At 40.3% G+C, this 18,735-nt stretch carries 16 protein-coding genes; all 16 read right to left on the bottom strand.

Translation table 11 applies throughout. From position 1 onward, the window contains the following. Positions 1-226 precede the first annotated feature (226 nt). Complete coding sequence (locus EO127_RS07705; RefSeq protein ID WP_127448810.1) at positions 227-625, bottom strand: hypothetical protein; 399 nt, start codon at positions 623-625, stop codon at positions 227-229. A 3-nt stretch (positions 626-628) separates the two neighbouring features. After that, complete coding sequence (gene ftsY / locus EO127_RS07700) at positions 629-1,552, bottom strand: signal recognition particle-docking protein FtsY (RefSeq protein WP_127448809.1); 924 nt, start codon at positions 1,550-1,552, stop codon at positions 629-631. Next, entirely contained in the window at positions 1,542-5,105 is a 3,564-nt protein-coding gene (gene smc, locus EO127_RS07695) for a chromosome segregation protein SMC (protein WP_127448808.1), read from the bottom strand. Before smc ends, ftsY begins: the two co-directional genes overlap by 11 nt. A 162-nt stretch (positions 5,106-5,267) precedes the next feature. Beyond that, on the bottom strand, positions 5,268-6,335 hold the full coding sequence (locus EO127_RS07690) for an elongator complex protein 3 (RefSeq protein WP_127448807.1): 1,068 nt from the start codon (positions 6,333-6,335) through the stop codon (positions 5,268-5,270). A gap of 57 nt (positions 6,336-6,392) precedes the next feature. Next, entirely contained in the window at positions 6,393-7,124 is a 732-nt protein-coding gene (rnc, locus tag EO127_RS07685; RefSeq protein WP_127448806.1) for a ribonuclease III, read from the bottom strand. A 2-nt stretch (positions 7,125-7,126) separates the two neighbouring features. Next, positions 7,127-8,371 carry a beta-ketoacyl-ACP synthase II gene (gene fabF, locus EO127_RS07680; RefSeq protein WP_009353559.1) on the bottom strand — a complete coding sequence of 415 codons (1,245 nt, stop codon included), beginning with the start codon at positions 8,369-8,371 and terminating at the stop codon, positions 7,127-7,129. Positions 8,372-8,395: 24 nt separating this feature from the next. Further along, entirely contained in the window at positions 8,396-9,352 is a 957-nt protein-coding gene (locus tag EO127_RS07675; RefSeq protein ID WP_127448805.1) for a nitronate monooxygenase family protein, read from the bottom strand. 70 nt (positions 9,353-9,422) lie between these two features. Continuing rightward, positions 9,423-9,653, bottom strand: a complete 231-nt coding sequence (locus EO127_RS07670; protein ID WP_009353552.1) for an acyl carrier protein — start codon at positions 9,651-9,653, stop codon at positions 9,423-9,425. A gap of 44 nt (positions 9,654-9,697) precedes the next feature. Further along, the gene (gene fabG, locus EO127_RS07665) at positions 9,698-10,441 is read right to left on the bottom strand and encodes a 3-oxoacyl-[acyl-carrier-protein] reductase (RefSeq protein ID WP_009353560.1); all 744 of its coding nucleotides are present in this window, start codon (positions 10,439-10,441) and stop codon (positions 9,698-9,700) included. Position 10,442: 1 nt separating this feature from the next. After that, a complete protein-coding gene (fabD, locus tag EO127_RS07660; RefSeq protein ID WP_062401831.1) occupies positions 10,443-11,381 on the bottom strand; it encodes an ACP S-malonyltransferase in 939 nt (312 codons plus the stop codon). 15 nt (positions 11,382-11,396) lie between these two features. Then, the gene (gene fabK / locus EO127_RS07655; protein ID WP_009353568.1) at positions 11,397-12,341 is read right to left on the bottom strand and encodes an enoyl-[acyl-carrier-protein] reductase FabK; all 945 of its coding nucleotides are present in this window, start codon (positions 12,339-12,341) and stop codon (positions 11,397-11,399) included. A 10-nt stretch (positions 12,342-12,351) separates the two neighbouring features. Then, positions 12,352-13,347: a beta-ketoacyl-ACP synthase III gene (locus EO127_RS07650; RefSeq protein ID WP_127448804.1), complete on the bottom strand. Its 996-nt coding sequence runs from the start codon at positions 13,345-13,347 to the stop codon at positions 12,352-12,354. After that, the gene (plsX, locus tag EO127_RS07645; RefSeq protein WP_062401840.1) at positions 13,331-14,359 is read right to left on the bottom strand and encodes a phosphate acyltransferase PlsX; all 1,029 of its coding nucleotides are present in this window, start codon (positions 14,357-14,359) and stop codon (positions 13,331-13,333) included. The genes EO127_RS07650 and plsX overlap by 17 nt, the downstream gene beginning before the upstream one ends. A 9-nt stretch (positions 14,360-14,368) precedes the next feature. Continuing rightward, complete coding sequence (gene fapR / locus EO127_RS07640; protein WP_009353554.1) at positions 14,369-14,923, bottom strand: transcription factor FapR; 555 nt, start codon at positions 14,921-14,923, stop codon at positions 14,369-14,371. Positions 14,924-15,026: 103 nt separating this feature from the next. Further along, positions 15,027-16,175: a hypothetical protein gene (locus EO127_RS07635; RefSeq protein ID WP_127010779.1), complete on the bottom strand. Its 1,149-nt coding sequence runs from the start codon at positions 16,173-16,175 to the stop codon at positions 15,027-15,029. Positions 16,176-16,354: 179 nt separating this feature from the next. After that, the gene (locus EO127_RS07630) at positions 16,355-18,616 is read right to left on the bottom strand and encodes a TonB-dependent receptor (protein ID WP_127448803.1); all 2,262 of its coding nucleotides are present in this window, start codon (positions 18,614-18,616) and stop codon (positions 16,355-16,357) included. Positions 18,617-18,735: the final 119 nt, after the last annotated feature.

Here is an 18,735-nt window from a genome sequence, read left to right as displayed (position 1 = left end):
CTCATGGAATATATTGACATCTACAACTAGTAATATCATTTCTTGTCACATGGTTACTTACACTACAAACATACACTATATACAAAAAGAAAAGCTGAATCTAAGATCCAACTTTTCTCTCACTGTCTATTATATTATTGTAATAGTATGTATACCCGAGCCCTACAGTACTTTTGCTACAGACTAAGTGCTATTAGTATTAGCCCTATCAATAGGCGCCAGATATCTATCCCTTGCCACGGATACGTCGCAACTCTTCTTCTGTAATTGGTGTATCTCCTTGCAAGGTTTGTGTGGCTGTGTCATCCCCTTCTAGCATTTCGATAAAGATGGCAATTCCATGATCCGATAAATGATGGCTTTCATCGCCGTGGTCATGTTCCAAGGAGTGCTTCATATTCTCCGCAATACGATGAACAAAATTCCATTGCTCATCGGTGTAGCTTTCAATACGGCTAGCAATTTCTTTCCAATTGCTCAAGAGCAACCGTGTAAGGGGTCTGTATAGATCACCGCCTACAAATTCCATAATATCTACAGCACATTCAATACTATCACTGTCGATACCATAACCATTCATCTCATTTTGGTCCACCACATAGTCATATAATTGTTGTCTGGTCATGGCCTATTGTTCTCCTTTATCAAAGAGGGCATTAGCAAATTCTTTTGCATTGAAAGGACGTAAGTCATCCATTTGCTCACCTACACCAATCCAACGTACAGGAACACCTAACTCTTCTTTGATAGAGATAACTACACCACCTTTAGCGGTGCCATCTAATTTGGTTACCACAATGCCTGTTACAGGCACAGCTTCGCCAAATAATTTTGCTTGGCTCACTGCATTTTGACCTGTAGTGCCATCAAGCACCAATAAGGTTTGATGCGGTGCCCCTGGGATTTGTTTATCCGCTACACGGCCGATTTTCTTCAATTCTTCCATAAGGTTGACTTTCGTATGTAAACGCCCTGCTGTATCTACAATCACTAAGTCCGCTTCTTTTGCAATAGCTGAGGCACAAGCATCGAACACTACTGCCGCTGGGTCAGCACCTTCCTTATGTTTTACAATGGATACACCTACACGGTCCGCCCAAATGGATAATTGTTCCGATGCAGCGGCACGGAATGTATCACCTGCGGCAATGATGACCTTTTTACCTTGTTCTGCATAATAATGGGCCAGCTTCGCAATGGTTGTCGTTTTACCAACACCATTCACACCCACTACCAAGATGACTTCTGGTTTATGAAGCTCCAACACTTCCTCTTGAGCTCCTAACATTTCTGTAATGCGTTCTTCCATAAAAGGCATCACTTCGCTAGTGTTGTTGATAATTCCTTCTGTAACACCGCGGCGGATTTCTTTCATTAAATACGTCGTTGTTTTAGGACCTAAATCTCCAGTCAGCATAGTTGCTTCTAAATCATCTAAGAAATCATCATCGATTTCAGCATAGCCGATAACAATGGTTTCTACTTTTTTTACAAAATTATTTTTTGTCTTTTCTAAGCCCGCTTTCACACGGTCAAAAAAACTAAATGCCATAATCGCTGTTCTCCTTTACTTCGTCAAAGGCTACTGTTAATAGACGTGACACCCCTCGTTCCACCATAGTCACCCCTTGTAAGACATGGGCTGATTCCATGGTCCGCTTACGATGGGTTACCACGATAAATTGGGTCGCATCCCCTAAATTATGCAAATAGTGGCTAAATCGTTCCACATTGGCATCATCTAACGCAGCGTCTACTTCATCAAGTACACAGAATGGAGCAGGTCGATAATCTAGTAGCGCAAAGAGCAAAGCTATAACTGTCAACGCTCGTTCCCCACCAGATAGCAAGCTTAATTGTTGGCGTTTCTTTCCTGGCGGCTGGATATAAAAATCAATGCCACTTTCTAAAATGGATTCTGGGTTGGAAGCTACAATTTGCGCTGTACCTCCCCCAAACAATTGGGAGAAGACATGTTGGAATCTCTCACGAATGACAGTAAGTACATCTTGCAACTGTTCAGACATAGCCCCATCTATTTCAGCGATGACACCTTCTAATTGTTCTTTAGCTATCACCAAATCTTCTTTTTGCTCATGATAGAATGCTAATTTTTCTTCCGCTTCTTCATATTCTGCAATAGCATTCGGGTTGATAGCACCTAAGCTTTCAATTTGTCTTGCCAAGTTCACCTGTTGTTGTTTCCACTCATTTACGGAGCCACCTAAGTGTATATTCTGTGCCTCTTGTTTAGTATACCCTAAAGCGCCTAATTGTTCCAATGCTTGTTCGCCTTGTAATTGATATTTTGTTAAGCCCTCTTGTAAGTCTACTAGTTTCTTCTGCACAATTCGTTGTCGCTGTTCTTTTTGATTTCGTTCTTCTTGTAATTGGTTTAATTGCAACTCCCAAGTGCGTACTTTGTCTTGGCCACCTTTACGAGATTCTCCAATGGTGATGACTCGTTTTTCTATAGCTTGTTTTTCTGATTCTAATGTTAAAACAGGCCCACCACCTAAGCGTATGACATCTTCACGTAATTGGCTAATTCGATGATCTAAGTTTTCAATCTCTACTGTCTTATCTTTCATATATTGTTCAATTTGAGCTACTTCTTTTTTACTTTGCTCTAACAACAATCGAGATTGTTCCCACCGTAAGCGTATTCCTTGTAACGTTTCACTTCGGTCACGCTCTTGTTCTTGTAAAGTTTGCTCTTGAGACACTAAGGTTGTGACTTGCTCTTGATGCCCTTCACGGTTTTCCAACTGTGAAAGCTCACCTACCAGCTTTGTAATTGTCTCCCCTAAGATAATTTGCTTTTCTTCAGCTTTTTGTAGTTCCTCATTATAGGTCTGCACCATTCCACTTAAGTTAATTTGCTCTCCTTGGGAGCGTTGCTGCTCTTGCTGCAAGCTACGTAACTGCAATTCTTCTTGTTCATAGGTTTGACGTAATCCCTTACCAGACTGTGTTAAAGCTTCTATTTCTTTGTCTAGTCCTTGTAAAGTCTGTTGTAACACCTGTGCTGTATCTCGTAATACATGAATATCTTGCTGTAATGTGTCTTGCTCTTCTTTACGGGACAAGATAGACACTTTTTTTCGTTTTGTAGCACCACCTGTTAGAGCACCACCTGGTTGCAATTGCTCTCCTGTTAAGGTAACAATCCGCAATTGTTGATGATATTCTTTTTGCAATGCTAATCCATGGTCCAAGGTATCTACAATAAGAGTACGCCCTAATAGCTGATTAAATACGCCTGTATATTGTGTATCAAATTGAATGCAGTCTACACCTAATCCCAATACATAAGGCGATGTTAAGGCTTTATGATCGAGTCGTTTTCCTCGTACCATATCCATCGGTAAAAACGTAACTCGACCACCTTGTGTGCGTTTTAAGTATTGTACTGCTTCAGAAGCAATCTTTGCAGTCTCTGTGATAACTTGATGAATAGCACCACCTAAAGCAGTTTCAATGGCCACTAAGAATTTTTCTTCTACAGTGAATACATCACCAATAGCTCCACGAATATGAGAAGACCAAGTTTCTTTCGCTTGTAATACATGTTTTGTGCCTTCCAAATAACCTTCATGCAGCTCTTCCCAACTATGTAACAGTTCTAAACGACCTTCTTTAGCTTGCAGTGTTCTTTGTACTTCTACTAATTCCTGATTTTTTTGTCGGCGTGTATCCTCTAGCTGTTGTAATGATTGACGTGCTATCTCCAACGCTTCCTCTACTTTACTAACAACCTGTTGTTGCGCCTCTAATTGCCCTTGTGTTTCTTCTACAGATTGTTTTATATCTTGTAAAGTAGCCTTCAAACGTTGCGCATCATCTTTCTTTTGTGTTTCTAACTCTTCCGCTCTTGCTAATTGATGGCGAGCTTCTTCCAACTCACGAACAACACGAATATGACGCTCATGAGCATGTTGCTCCGCTATGCGCATACCATCTAAATTAGCCTTCACTTGACTAAGAGAGTCTCGAGTGCTTTGCAAATTAGATTCCGCTTGTTTTACATCTTGTCCAATGGATGTTAAGTTACTTTCTTGGTCTTTCAAAGATGTCAAGTCACAATCATATTGTTGTGCTTTAACTTTCAGTTCTTCCTTCCAAGTTCTTAACTGTTCTTCTCCACCTTTTAACTCTTCTACCATATTGGCTTCTTTTAAGCGAGCTACTTCAATTTGTCCAGTCAGTTCCCCTAATTTACCTTGTAAAGTGGCATATTCATCTTCCATACTTTGGTTGGTTTCACGAAATGATTGAAGCTCATTTTGTGTGGTTTTATAAGTCTCTTGAATTGTATCTAAGCTAGTTTCTAATTCTTCTTGCTCACGAAGGTAGGATAAGTTTTCATTTTCTTGGCGTGTAAATAAACGATCCGCCGTTTTATATTCATGAAAAGCAATAGCTCCATCATAGCTACGCTTATCCTGTGATAATGTATTGTACTCACGTGTTACATTAGCTTTCGCCTCTAATTCTACTAATTGATCTCCTAGCGTACTCATCACATCATCTAATCGTTCCATATTACGATCTGTACTATTGATACGCCGAATAGCATCTTCTTTATTCATTTTAAAGCGAGAGATACCCGCCACATCTTCAAATATTAAGCGACGTTCTTCTGGTTTACTATTCAAGATAGCATCGATACGATTCTGCCCGATGATGGCCATAGAATCTTTACCTAAGCCTGTATCAGCCAATAATAGATGAATATCTTTTAACCGGCAATTTCTCTTATTGATTTGGAATTCACTTTCACCATTGCGATACATACGGCGTGTGATAACAACTTCTGCTAATTCTTTGCCCAAAGTGCCATCACTGTTATCAAAAATTAAGTTTACCTCTGCCGTATTGTGAGGGCGACGAGCTTCTGTGCCAGAAAAAATAATATCTTCTGCTTTTTGTCCACGCAAATGGCGTACATTCGATTCCCCTAAAACCCAGCGAATCGCATCAGTAATATTACTTTTACCACTACCATTAGGGCCTACAATCCCAGTCATGCCTGGAGAAAAAGACACTACCGTTTTATCAGCAAAGGACTTGAATCCTTTCATTTCTAGTCGCAATAATTGCATGACTGCTTCCTTTCTATGTATACATAGGTATGTTTCAAATTTACACAATATAATATATTGTTCATACTATATCCTAACCTGACACCTATTTCCAACCTCTCATCACATACTCTCTCTACAGAATATTAGTTAATCCATTGTTGTATAACCATAACCCACTATTTAAAGAGGCAAGCTATATAGTATATGATCTATCATGACATGCAATACTCCAGTATTATTATTTTCCTGTTTTTCTTGCCAAGTCCATTCTATCTGCTTATATTCCTGTCCAAAATACTCTATATTTCTGTTCTTCAATCCACGTATCTTTGATGTGAAAGGTCTTGGATATTCTACAATGACCTTATGAATCACACCAAATACTTCTAGGTGTTCTTCTATGGTTTGCTGGATAGCTTGAAGCCATTCATAATTGACTACCAATTCTCCAAAGGCAGGAGCATAGGGTCCTCCTACAATACCACGACCAGCATCAAAATCTTCTGTACTTTGTAATCCTACACGTATAATCTGTGTACCTTTGCCTTCTAAATAGGATTTTAAAAAAGCACTATAGGCTACCGCTTGTTCTATTGTTAATGGTACATAACTACCTTCATGAACACGATCAGCTAGTTCTGTATCTTCAATGACAATCACAGGATAAATGCGACATAAGTCAGCCTGCAATTGACCGGATTTCACCGCCGTTTTTACTAAAGTAGTCCAGGTTTCGCCAGGTAACCCAGGGAGTAATTGTATACCTAAAGTTATTCCTTCTTCACGTATCATTTTACACGCCTGTTCCACATCTTCTACCGTATGCCCTCGTTTAGCTTCTACTAGCATGGATTCCTCTAATGTTTGTACTCCTAATTCAATGGTTCTTACACCACTAGTAAAGAGCTCTTTCAATCGATCTTCTCTGATAGCATCAGGACGAGTAGACAAACGAATTCCTTGAACTATTCCTTGTTGAAATGCTTCTTTAGCTGGTTCCAATAATGTATCTTGCATTTCTTGTGGTATCGCCGTAAAGCTACCACCAAAGTAAGCTACTTCCCATTGTCCACTATATCCTTGTTCTGATACGGCTCTTTGTATGGAAGAACGAATGATTTCTGGACTGACCATCTCTTGTTGTCCTGATATACGTGGCTGATTACAAAATATACAAATATATGGGCAGCCAATATGAGGAATAAAAAATGGAAGTAATCTAGTTTTCTCTTTTTTGCTGTTCCTCATAACTGCCTCCTATGTATCATATAGAAAAAGGAGTGGTTCCCCACCCCTCAATCCTTACTATTGTATAAGCTTTTCATAAGCCTCTTTAGCTGCTGCTTGGGCTGCCACTTTTTTATTTCGCCCAGAACCTACACCTGATGGGACTCCATCGATGACTACTTCCATAGTAAAGAATTTATCATGATCCGGTCCCTCTTCATCGATAACATGATACCGTATCACAGATTCTCCTTTTTGTTGTACTAACTCTTGGAGCAATGTTTTAAAATCTTTTCCTACTTTCCCGGAAAGTGCCATATTCATATATCCATGCAAATGACTCAAAACAAACTGTTTTCCCACATCATAACCACACTCTAGGTAGATAGCCCCTAAGACAGCCTCAAAAGTATCTGCCAAAATGGAGTTTCTATTGGCTCCACCACAATGCCGCTCGCCTCTACCTAAGCGTAAATATTTTCCTAAGTCTAGAGTACGACTACATTCTGCTAAAGAACCTTCACAGACGGTGCATGCTTTTAAACGGGTCAGTTCACCCTCAGTCATTTCTGGATATGTAGTAAATAAATATTCTCCTATAATAAGATCTAACACTGCATCCCCTAAAAACTCTAATCGTTCATTATGATATTCATGGGATAATTTATGTTCATTCGCATAGGAAGAATGTGTCAAAGCACGATTTAATGTACTTATATTGCGTAAAGGCAAATATAAATTCGCAATAAGCTCGTGAAGTAATGCTTCACGAGCCTTGCTAGTTACTTTGCTACTTTTAGGAGCATTCACAATTACGCCTCGTAACGACGAACAACGATAGTACCGTTGTGTCCACCAAAACCGAAGGAGTTGGAAAGAGCTACATCAACTTTCATGTCACGAGCTCCGTCAGATACATAATCTAAATCCAATTCTGGATCTGGATTATCAAGGTTAATTGTTGGATGCACTTTGCCAGTCTCAATAGCCATTGCCATAACAATGGCTTCAATAGCACCAGCAGCACCTAATAAGTGACCTGTCATAGATTTTGTGGAGTTTACTGCTAATTTACTAGCATGATCTCCAAATAATTGTTTGATTGCCAATGTTTCATTTGCATCATTGATGGATGTAGATGTACCATGGGCATTAATATAATCAACTTCTTCAGGTTTGATACCTGCATCATTCAATGCTAATTCCATGCATTTACGAGCTTGTGTACCACCTGGTGCTGGAGAAGAAATATGATATGCATCACCATTTGTACCATATCCCACTACTTCTGCGTAGATATGAGCACCACGTGCTTTTGCATGTTCTAATTCTTCTAATACAACGATACCAGAACCTTCGCCCATTACGAATCCATCGCGATCAGCTGCAAATGGACGAGATGCTTTTGTAGGTTCATCATTACGTGTAGACATAGCTTTCATAGATGCGAAACCAGCTACTGCTGCTGGAGAAACTGCCGCCTCTGTACCACCAGCAAACATTACGTCTGCTTGACCATGTGCAATCATGCGGAATGCTTCACCAATCGCATTTGTACCAGAAGTACACGCTGTAACAACAGTTTCTACTGGTCCTTTTAAGCCTAATTGAATAGATACACGACCAGATACCATGTTTGCAATCATCATAGGTACTGCAAATGGACTTACACGACCTGGACCTTTTTCAAATAAAGTCACATATACATCATGGATAGAATCAATACCACCAATACCAGTACCAACTACAGTACCACAACGATCTGCTTCTTCTTTGTCTAAATCTAAATCAGCATCTTTTTGCGCAAGCACTGCCGCTGCAATGGCAAATGCTGCAGAGCGGTCCATACGGCGCGCTTCTTTTTTATCAATTCCAAATTGTGTTGGATCGAAATCTTTAATTTCACCTGCAATACGAGTTGCATAATCACTTGCATCAAATCGAGTAATTGGACCGATACCAGATTCGCCACGTAGCAATGCATTGTAAAAGTCATCTTTACCGATTCCCACTGGTGTCACAGCACCTAAACCAGTAATAACAACACGTCTTTCCATTATTCCACCTCTTTATAATCTCATTTAATCAATGGCTGCTGCCTCTGAAACTAGGCGAGCAAAAATCTCTTTCACAGGTAATATGGAGTCTACTTTACGCATATTATTACCCGAGAACACTAATCCCGTTTCCACGTCACCTTGTTGAGCACGTGAAAGGGCTTTAATAATACAGAATTTGTGAGAACAATGCTTTAAGCATCGATGACACTCTGTAGGTGGCGGTACTGTACCGTCTAATACTGTTTCTGCAAACTTATTACGCAACGCTTGTCCTGGAAGTCCTACTGGACTTTGGATCAAGACAATATCATCTGGAGCATCTGCACGAACGTACATTTTTTTCAATTCATCAGAGGCATTACACTCCACACTAGCAGCAAAACGGCTTCCCATTTGCACTCCACTAGCACCAAGTTTAATCATCTCCACAATATCTGCTCCATCAAGAACCCCACCAGCACCGATGACTGGAATATTTTTCACAGCCGCCACTACTTCAGGTACTAATTCACGAGAGGAGTGATCTGTACCTAAGTGACCACCTGCTTCACAACCTTCCACGATCACAGCGGAGGCTCCTAATCCTTCAGAAATACGAGCTAATTTAGGAGTGGATACGATTGGTACAATAGGTGTACCAGATTCACGACCTAAGGCAAACATATCTCTGGAAAATCCAGCGCCAGCTACTACGAGGTCAATGCCCTCCTCAATGGCCGTTTTTACAAGGCCTAAAAATTCTGTAGCGGCTACCATTGCATTTATACCGATAATGCCCGTAGGCGATAATTTTCTTGCTAATTGTATTTCGTATCGTAATTCATCAAAAGGCATGCCAGATGCTGCAATCAGGCCGATACCACCTTCATTTGCAACTGCTGCAGCCAACCGAGCTGTAGACAATCGGATTGCCATTCCACCTTGAATTACCGGTACTTTGGCTACCAATTTCCCTATTTTAAGTTCAGGGAGTTTCACTATTATTCCTCCTATGTGCAAATCCACTCAGGGAGCCGAGGCCCCCTTTGTGGTGCATAAGTGCTTAGACTTATTTTGTAGAATCGATGTAATCAACTGTATCTTTTACAGTTTTGATTTTTTCAGCAACATCATCAGGGATTTCAATATTGAATTCCTCTTCAAATGCCATGATCAATTCAACGATGTCAAGAGAGTCAGCGCCCAAATCATCGATGAAAGTGGAATCGATAGCCACTTCAGATTCGTCAACGCCCAATTGTTCAACAACAATAGCTTTTACTTTGTCAAATGTGCTCATTACGTACACCTCCTTTCATGTAGTCTATGTATAGAATCTTGCGTTTACATCACCATTCCGCCGTCTACATTGAGAACTTGGCCAGTAATATAACTTGCAAAGTCAGACGCTAAAAACGTTACTACACTAGCAATTTCTTCCGGTTGACCCATGCGACCAAACGGCACAGTAGCTGCAATACCTTCTTTAATTTTTTCAGGTAACACATCTGTCATTGCTGTTTCAATAAATCCTGGTGCTACTGCATTTACAGTAATACCACGAGCTGCTAATTCTTTGGCACAAGTTTTGGTAAAGCCAATTACCCCTGCTTTAGCAGCGGCATAATTGGCCTGACCCACATTACCAGTAACACCAGATACAGATGTCATATTGATAATGCGACCAGCACGTTGTTTTACCATAAGCTTAGCAACTGCTTTAGTCACAAGGTATACACCTTTTAAGTTAATGTTTAATACTTCATCCCAATCGGAATCTTTCATGCGAATCAATAATCCGTCACGAGTGATGCCTGCATTATTTACAAGAATATCTATATGACCAAATGTCGCAATTGCTTCATCTACCATGGCTTGTACATCGTCTGCATCGCCTACATTAGCTTTAATTTTGATAGCCTTACGGCCCAATGCTTCAATTTTTTCAACAGTTTCTTGTGCTACTGCTTCATTACCAATAAAGTTTACAACTACATCTGCTCCAGCTTTTGCTAATTCAATAGCAGTGGCTTGTCCGATACCACGGGAAGCACCTGTAACTAAAGCTACTTTACCTGTTAAATTCATTTTATTCTCCTTGTAAGAATGCAATCGCTGCTGCTAAGGATGCTTCATCTTCAACATTGGCTAATTCCATTGCTTTGTTAATTTTTTTAGTGAATCCTGTTAACACTTTACCAGGACCTACTTCTACAAATCTTGTAGCACCAAAGTCTACCATTGTAGCTACACAATCTTCCCAAAGTACTGGTGCTGCTGCTTGTTTTACTAAGGCCGCTTTAATAGCAGCTCCATCTTTTAAGATTTCCCCAGTAATATTCGCTACAACTGGAATTTGAGCATCTTTCACTTCAATATTGTCTAATTCTTCTTGTAAACGTTTTGCTGCTGGTTCCATTAAACGACTGTGGAAAGGAGCGCTTACTGGCAACATAACAGCACGTTTAGCACCAGCTTCTTTCATTTTTTCAGCTGCTACTTCTACGGCTTTTGTAGCACCAGCAATCACGATTTGTCCTGGACAGTTGAAGTTAACCGCTTGCACAGAGCCTACAGTATCGTTTACTTCTCCACAGATGCGAACTACGTCTTCACGAGGTAATGCTAAGATCGCAGCCATTGCGCCTTCACCCAATGGTACAGCTTCTTGCATATATTCTCCACGTTTATGCACTACGTACACAGCATCTTTAAAATCAAGAACACCTGCTGCTACTAAGGCACTATATTCACCAAGGCTATGACCACCTACGATATCAGGTGTAAAGCCTTTTTCTTTTAAAATTTCATAGCATGCCACACTAGCTGTTAAAATCGCAGGTTGTGTGTTTGCTGTTTTTACTAATTCCGTATCTGGACCTTCAAAACATAATTGTGAAATAGAATATCCCAATGCTTCATCTGCTTGTGCAAAACGCTCTCTTACGATAGGATACGCTTCGTACAAATCTTTCAACATACCCACTTTTTGAGACCCTTGACCAGGGAATACAAATGCTGTTTTCATAAGGTTTCCTCCTGCTTATCGGATAACAGATTTTAAGTTCAACATTACTTCTTCTGCTTCACGAACAATATCTTGAATGATTGTTGCGCAAGGTTTAATGTCAGTCAACATACCTGCAATTTGTCCAATCATAACGGAACCGTTTTTAGTTTCCCCTTCAATGGCAGCTTTTCTAAGTGTACCAGCACCTAGATTTTCAAGAGCTTCTTTTGGTGCGCCACTGAACTCAAGGGATTGATATTTACGAGCTAATAAATTCTCAATGATACGAACTGGATGACCTGTTGTCAAGCCTGTCATCACTGTGGAACGATCTTTTGCTTTCAATACAGCTTCTTTATAGTTTTCATGGGCAATACATTCTTCAGATACTACGAAACGAGAACCCATTTGAACTGCACTAGCGCCCAATGCTAAGGCTGCTGCCATACCGCGACCATCTGCAATACCACCAGCTGCAATAACAGGTACGTCCACAGCATCTACGATTTGAGGGATTAAGCACATAGTTGTAATATCTCCTACGTGACCGCCAGACTCAGTACCTTCTGCAATGACTGCATCGATACCGCCACGAAGTAAACGTTTCGCTAATAATACAGAAGCTACTACAGGAATTACTTTTGTACCGATTTCTTTGAAAGCTGGTACCCATGCGGATGGATTACCTGCTCCAGTTGTGATGACTGGTACGCGTTCTTCTAAAGCAACTTCCATAACTTCATTCACAAATGGAGACATTAACATAATGTTACAACCATATGGCTTGCTTGTGCGTTCTTTTAATTTATGAATTTCTGCACGGAATACATCAGGAGGCATATGTCCTGCACCAATAATTCCCAAACCACCTGCTTCAGATACAGCAGCTGCTAATTCAGCTGTACCTAACCAAGCCATACCACCTTGAAGAACGGGATACTCTATCCCTAACAAATCACAAATATCAGTCTTAATCATCTTTTCCTCCTTAGCACCATTTCATTACTAGACTTGCCCAAGTTAATCCTGCACCAAATCCAGCAACGGCAAGATTATCACCTTTTTGCAATTTTCCTGCACGCACTGCTTCATCTAAAGCAATCGCAATGGATGCTGCTGATGTGTTTCCATACTTAGGTAAATTAATAAATACTTTATCTTCTGTCAGATGCAAACGATCTGCTGCAGATTTGATAATGCGAGTATTCGCTTGATGTGGAATGAAGAAATCTAATTCTTCCAGTTCCATATTTGCCATTTCTAGAGCTTTCAATACAGTTTTACCCATCGTTTTTACAGCAAATTTATATACTTCTTGTCCATTCATATGAATGAAGGTAAGCCCCTCTTCACGACGCTCTGTGGTTGGTGGCAATGCCGTACCTCCAGATGGAATACATAGATGCATTCCGCCACTTCCGTCAGCCCCCATATCCATACCGAGCATACCATAGCCTTCTTCTACTGAAGATACTACAGCGGCTCCAGCACCATCACCGAAAAGAACACATGTATTACGATCTTCCCAGTTTACCACACGAGATAATACTTCAACGCCTACTACAAGCACATTTTTAAACAATCCAGCATTGATATAAGAACTAGCTGTAATCAAAGAGTATACATATCCTGAGCAAGCTGCAGATAAATCAAAGGCTGCTGCTTTTGTAGCGCCTAAATTAGCTTGGACTAAGCATGCTGTAGATGGAATTGCCATATCGCCTGTTAATGTGGCAACAATGATACAATCGATATCTTCTGCTGTTAACTTAGCAGCTTCTAAGGCTTTTTTTGCCGCTTCTGTAGCCATATCTGAAGCATTTACACCTTCTGGTGCAATTCTACGTTCTTTAATGCCGGTTCTTTCTTGAATCCAAGCATCGCTAGTATCTACCATTTTTTCTAAGTCTGCATTTGTAAGAACTTTTTCTGGCACATAGCTACCGGTACCAATAATTCCGACTGGCTTATTCAGCATTGTCATATGTTAGGGTCCCTTCTTCTTCAATACTTGAGGAAATATGTTCAATTAATTTCCGTTCTACTAGATCTCCAGCAATTTTAATTGCTGTCATAATTTCCTTAGATTTGGAGCTACCATGGCAAATGATAAATACACCATTTACCCCTAATAGAGGTGCTCCGCCATTTTCTGTGTGATCTAGTCGTTTTTTTATTTTCTTAAACACAGGAACAATCAATAAGGCTCCTAGTTTAGAGATAATGCTACTTTGTTTGATGCCTTCTTTTAGAATATCTTGTACCACAGATACAAGACCTTCTGCAAATTTAAGCACCACATTACCTACAAATCCATCACATACTACTACATCTACCGTTCCTTTTGGAATATCACGGCCTTCCACATTTCCTTTAAAAGGGATTGTTTTCAGTTTTTGTAGTAACGGATAGGTTTCTAAGACAACTTCATTTCCTTTAGTGGATTCTTCACCAATATTTAACAAGCCCACAGTTGGGTTAGGTTTACCAAGTAATAACTGCGCATAGTTATATCCCATGATAGCCCCTTGCACTAGATGTTTTGGCTTACTATTCGCATTAGCACCAGAATCTAGCATAATTGTCACGCCATTCGCTGTTGGTAATGGTGTAGCAATACAAGGGCGCTCAATCCCTTTGATTCTTCCCAAACCTAATAGAGCCGATGCTACAGCTGCTCCAGTACTACCTGGTGCAATCACCGCATCACATACCTTTTCACGAACTAAACGTGTAGCCACTGCAATGGACGCATCTTTCTTCTTGCGCAAGGCAATACTGGGATGCTCATGCATTTCTATGACTTCACTAGCATGATGAATGGAGATTCTTGGATTATCCAGTTCACCTTCTGCTTCCAAAATTTCTTTTATTTTATTTTTATCACCGACAAGCACGATATCCATAGTATCGTATTCGTGCACAGCGGCAATAGAGCCTAAGACTATTTCGAGGGGGGCAAAATCGCCACCCATAGCATCTACTGCAATCTTCATAATTCACCCTTATTCTATCACAGATTCCATAATAAATTTAGCGCGAAACACTTCTTTTATGGTATCTTTGATTGTTACTTTTATAAAGAATTTTTCTCCTCGTTGTCGCACTAATTCAGCTTTTGCTGCTAAATTAACATCGCTTTTAACGAGACTCTTATATTTAATATTTCCAACTCCAGCAATCATTGTAGGAACCCCTACAATAGCTCTTGCCAACGAGTTAGCCTGGGCGTATAAATATTGTGCCTCCACATAGCCTGATCGATCTAGCATCTCTTTTGTAGTGCGAAGAACACTGATGCCATATTGTCCTACTGCTAAATCAATGACATCTCCTACTACATCTGCCCGATCAATATGCTGTCTGTCATCAGAATGCTCCTGTGCCATTGCCTTAATCCGTTCACGTAACTCAGGAATGCCTAATGCCAAACGATCCAATCGAATGGTCGGAACACTAACTCCAAAATATGTGGCCAATTCCTCATCCGTCGTGAAGGGACTTATATTCAGTTTTTCGCGCAATAACTGTTGTCGTTCTTCCTTCTTTATACGACTCATATAACCACCTTTTATGACCAAGTAATAATACTTCCATACAATTATACTCTAAAATGATAATAGTATGCAAGCTTTTCTTGATTCCTATGCAAAATATGCATACTTATTTGAGAATGGTAAGTTGTCCTCTATTGCTTATCACTCGAATGGGCGCAGTTGTATTTGTTGCATTAGGCCTACGATCTACTATTTTTACATACCCCTGCAATACATCTACTACAATAGGTTCTGTATCTTCTTGGTAAATAATACCTGCCGTTTCTGGCGTATCACCGCCGATTAATGTTTGAATATGACTACCTGTAAAAGTATATCCTTTGCCAGTTGCTAGCAGTAATTCTTCATGTCCACTGCGATGTCGCTTAGCTCCTATCCATCGATTATGCCACGTTGCCTGATTTTTCAATTCTAGTGTAACGCCAGACTGGTGAGGGTTATTTCCACTTTCAGCAAATTCATTTAATGCCGCCCCAGTCCACACGGAGTCCTTCGTCCCTAAATTCATCACAATATACGAACCATGACGTCCAGGATTAGGATTCAATCCATAGTTTTTATTCAATATCCCTACATTGCCTGTTACTTGTACCGTTGCATACTGGGATGGTTTCGGAGTAGATGCAGGGGCTGTACCCGTATAGGTATCAGCCAACCGACTAGTGCCAATACCAATGCTACCTTCTTCGACAATAGCAGCATACACATCTGCTTGCTCAAATGGCACAGTTTCAATTTTCACAGGACCGTCTAACGTAATATAACTATCTTTATTAGCTTGTACCCCATTGCCAACGGCTTGAATCACCGTGGGCCCATGAACGACCACCTTTGTATCATATTTCGGGTCATCAACATGTTTTCGACCAAAGCCGGCATAGATACCGCTCATGTAATAATGTGCCATTTCATCGGCTTGGTCATAAGGGTGAGCATTACTTAGATCTACTTGCAAGCCCTTGTGGACAGTTAACTTAGTACCATCCAATACATAAATACCAGTTACATTATGGTGCTTCTGCTGCACCGTGTCATACCCTACACCATTTACCTTAATATGCAGTCCCTCTGGATAGTTGAGTACCTCGTGGTATTTGCGCATCGCCACAGCTCGCCCCGCTGTGCTTACCTCAATGAGCTCTGGTTGCGTCACAACCTGTTGAAAGCCTACCTCTGCCGACGCTCCATACACAAATGGTACAGTGCTCAAACATGCCATAACAAGTCCTGCTAGTACATTTCGCTTATAATTCATACATACTCCCCTTACGAATCACTTGGACCTCTACTATGAATATCTTTATATCCTCTTTAGTATACCATTGGTAAGAGCCATTGCCTATGGTAGTGCTATTCCAATTGGTCATACAACATCTAGTAGGTAACAAAATGAGACGCCCCTCGTCGGAACGTCTCATTTTACAGATTTCTATATTAGAATTTAAATTTCATGCCTACATTATACGTACGGCCGCCTGTTGCTTCTCTCGCATAGTATTCACGATTAAAGATATTTTGTACTCCGAATTGCAATGTCGCTTCTTTGGATACTTTATAATTTACGGACGCATTAGTCAAGAAGTACGCATCTTCTGACTCTGGCTCGCCACCTGCGGTATCTTTGCTGTTGCGGGAGCTTACGTATTGCATATCCCACAACACATTCCACTTGCCACTATTGTATTCCAAACCACCATGGAATAGGTGCCTTGGAATTTCAAAGTTTTGTTCTTTTCCATCACTTTGATCTGTATTGTCCAAAGCTTTACTTTCTATATATCCCATTTGCCATGTATAGTTTCCAAAGACAGACCATTTGTTAGACAACTTGTGACGAAGTTCTAATTCTACACCACGACGTGTTTCTGATCCTATATTGATATACTTTTTGTAATCCTCAGTACCATCTGTCTTTTTAAATGTAACATATTGAATTTTATCCTTTGTATTCACATAAAAGGCTGCTACGTTTAATTTTGTACTTTCATTCCAAGATTTTTTCAAACCAAGTTCAAAGGTATCGGAATGTTCTGGATCTAACTCTGGATTTGCATGAATAGGAGTTTTAGATGTTTGACCGAAGCGGTACACTTGGTACAAGGTTGGCGGTGCAAAGGAGTGACCATAGGATGCATAGACGTTGGTAGAATCATCAAGGTATCTTTCTACGGACAACTTAGGACTCAACTCTGTGTAAGATCCATCATTATGATGTGCAACATCGTAGGACTTTGTTTTCTTATTGTACTCCCCGTGGGACCCATCGTACTTTTTAAAATGATCTAAACGAAGTCCGGCATAAATAGCCCAATCATCGTTAGGGCGATACGTATCTTGTACAAAAACTGCCATCGTGCGAGATGCCCCTGTATTCGTTTCACTCACACCGTTAGGGAATACCTTAGTATCTTTAGAGTTTTTATCTCGCCAATGTTGCAAAGAAATCTTTTCTTGATCAAACCGCTCTTGTTTCCAATTCAATCCCCCTACAATTTGATGTTTTCCTTCAGGTTTCCATGCTTTTTGCACATCTAGATTGTACGCTTTGCCTGGATAGAAGGAGTGCGTCCCTGGACCTTCATAATCTCCTGAAGTTGCTTTTGTTGGCACAGAATAGCCATCTTTCTTTTTATCTAAATAACCCAAGGAAATCTGTAATTTGTTCGCTTCATTTTTATATTGCAAACTATGAGAATGATATTCTCGCTCTGCATCATGACCTAAGAAACTATTGCCATTTAGTTTCACATACTGTTTGTCATTTACTTTTATATCCCCATCAAAAATAGTCTTACCATTCACTGTAACGGCAGTGATTGGATTATGATAGGAATACTTATTATTAGCGTAAGTATAGCGGTAGGTTAATGTTTCTTTCTCACCTAAGTTCATCGTCACATACGCTGATAGATTTTTATTATGAAGTGATTTATCCCCACGATTCCCTAACACATATTTGCCACTTTTCAATTGTTCCAACGGCATATCTGGTGTAATCGCTTTTACCTTACTAGTAATTGCTTTGCTCTTATCGGTCACAAAAAATCCTGGGAATCCATTTGTGCGACGCTCTTCTGCAGATACACCAATGGCTACCATATCAGACACTCGAGCATCAAATCCTAGTTCGTTGTTCCAAGTACCATAAGTCCCGCCATTGACCTTGCCATGCCAACGAATCCCTTGACGATTTGCCTTCGGTGCCACTTGTTTCGTTGTAATACTTAATACACCTGCTACCCCTTTACCACCATACAAGGAGGAACTAGCACCACGCACCAATTCAATTCGATCGATGGAATGCACGGGAATCACTTCCCAGTCCACCTTATTATTGAAAGAATTATTCATCGGCACGCCATCAACGAGTACCGATATATTTTTAGAATCGAATCCACGGATTTGTATTTCACCTGCCGAAGCTTGACTTTTATACACCCCTGGTAATAATTGTATCGCATCTGCAACCGTATCCACCTTGCGATTTTCAATATCCTTCGCTGTCACCACAGACACAGAACTAGGCGTTTTTGAAATATCTTGTAAGGTTCTCGTTGCCGTTACCGTTACATCTGGCAAGGTCACCGTTTCTTCTACCGCTTGCGCATCATGAGCATACCCTGTATAACTGCCCAGCGCTACCGTAACCATAGATAATAATAGTAACCGCGTTGCATTTCGTTTAACTTGTTTCATTAGTACTTCCCTTCTTACTATAAAACAAACATTAAGTTTTCTATTAGTATACCATTCATTTTCAATATTGCAAATCATTTTGTGAAAATATCTTCATATATAACAAAAAAGCGGCCGAA

This window comes from Veillonella sp. 3310 (assembly GCF_003999875.1).
Lineage (GTDB): Bacteria > Bacillota > Negativicutes > Veillonellales > Veillonellaceae > F0422.
This window is presented reverse-complemented; position numbering and strand designations above follow the sequence as displayed.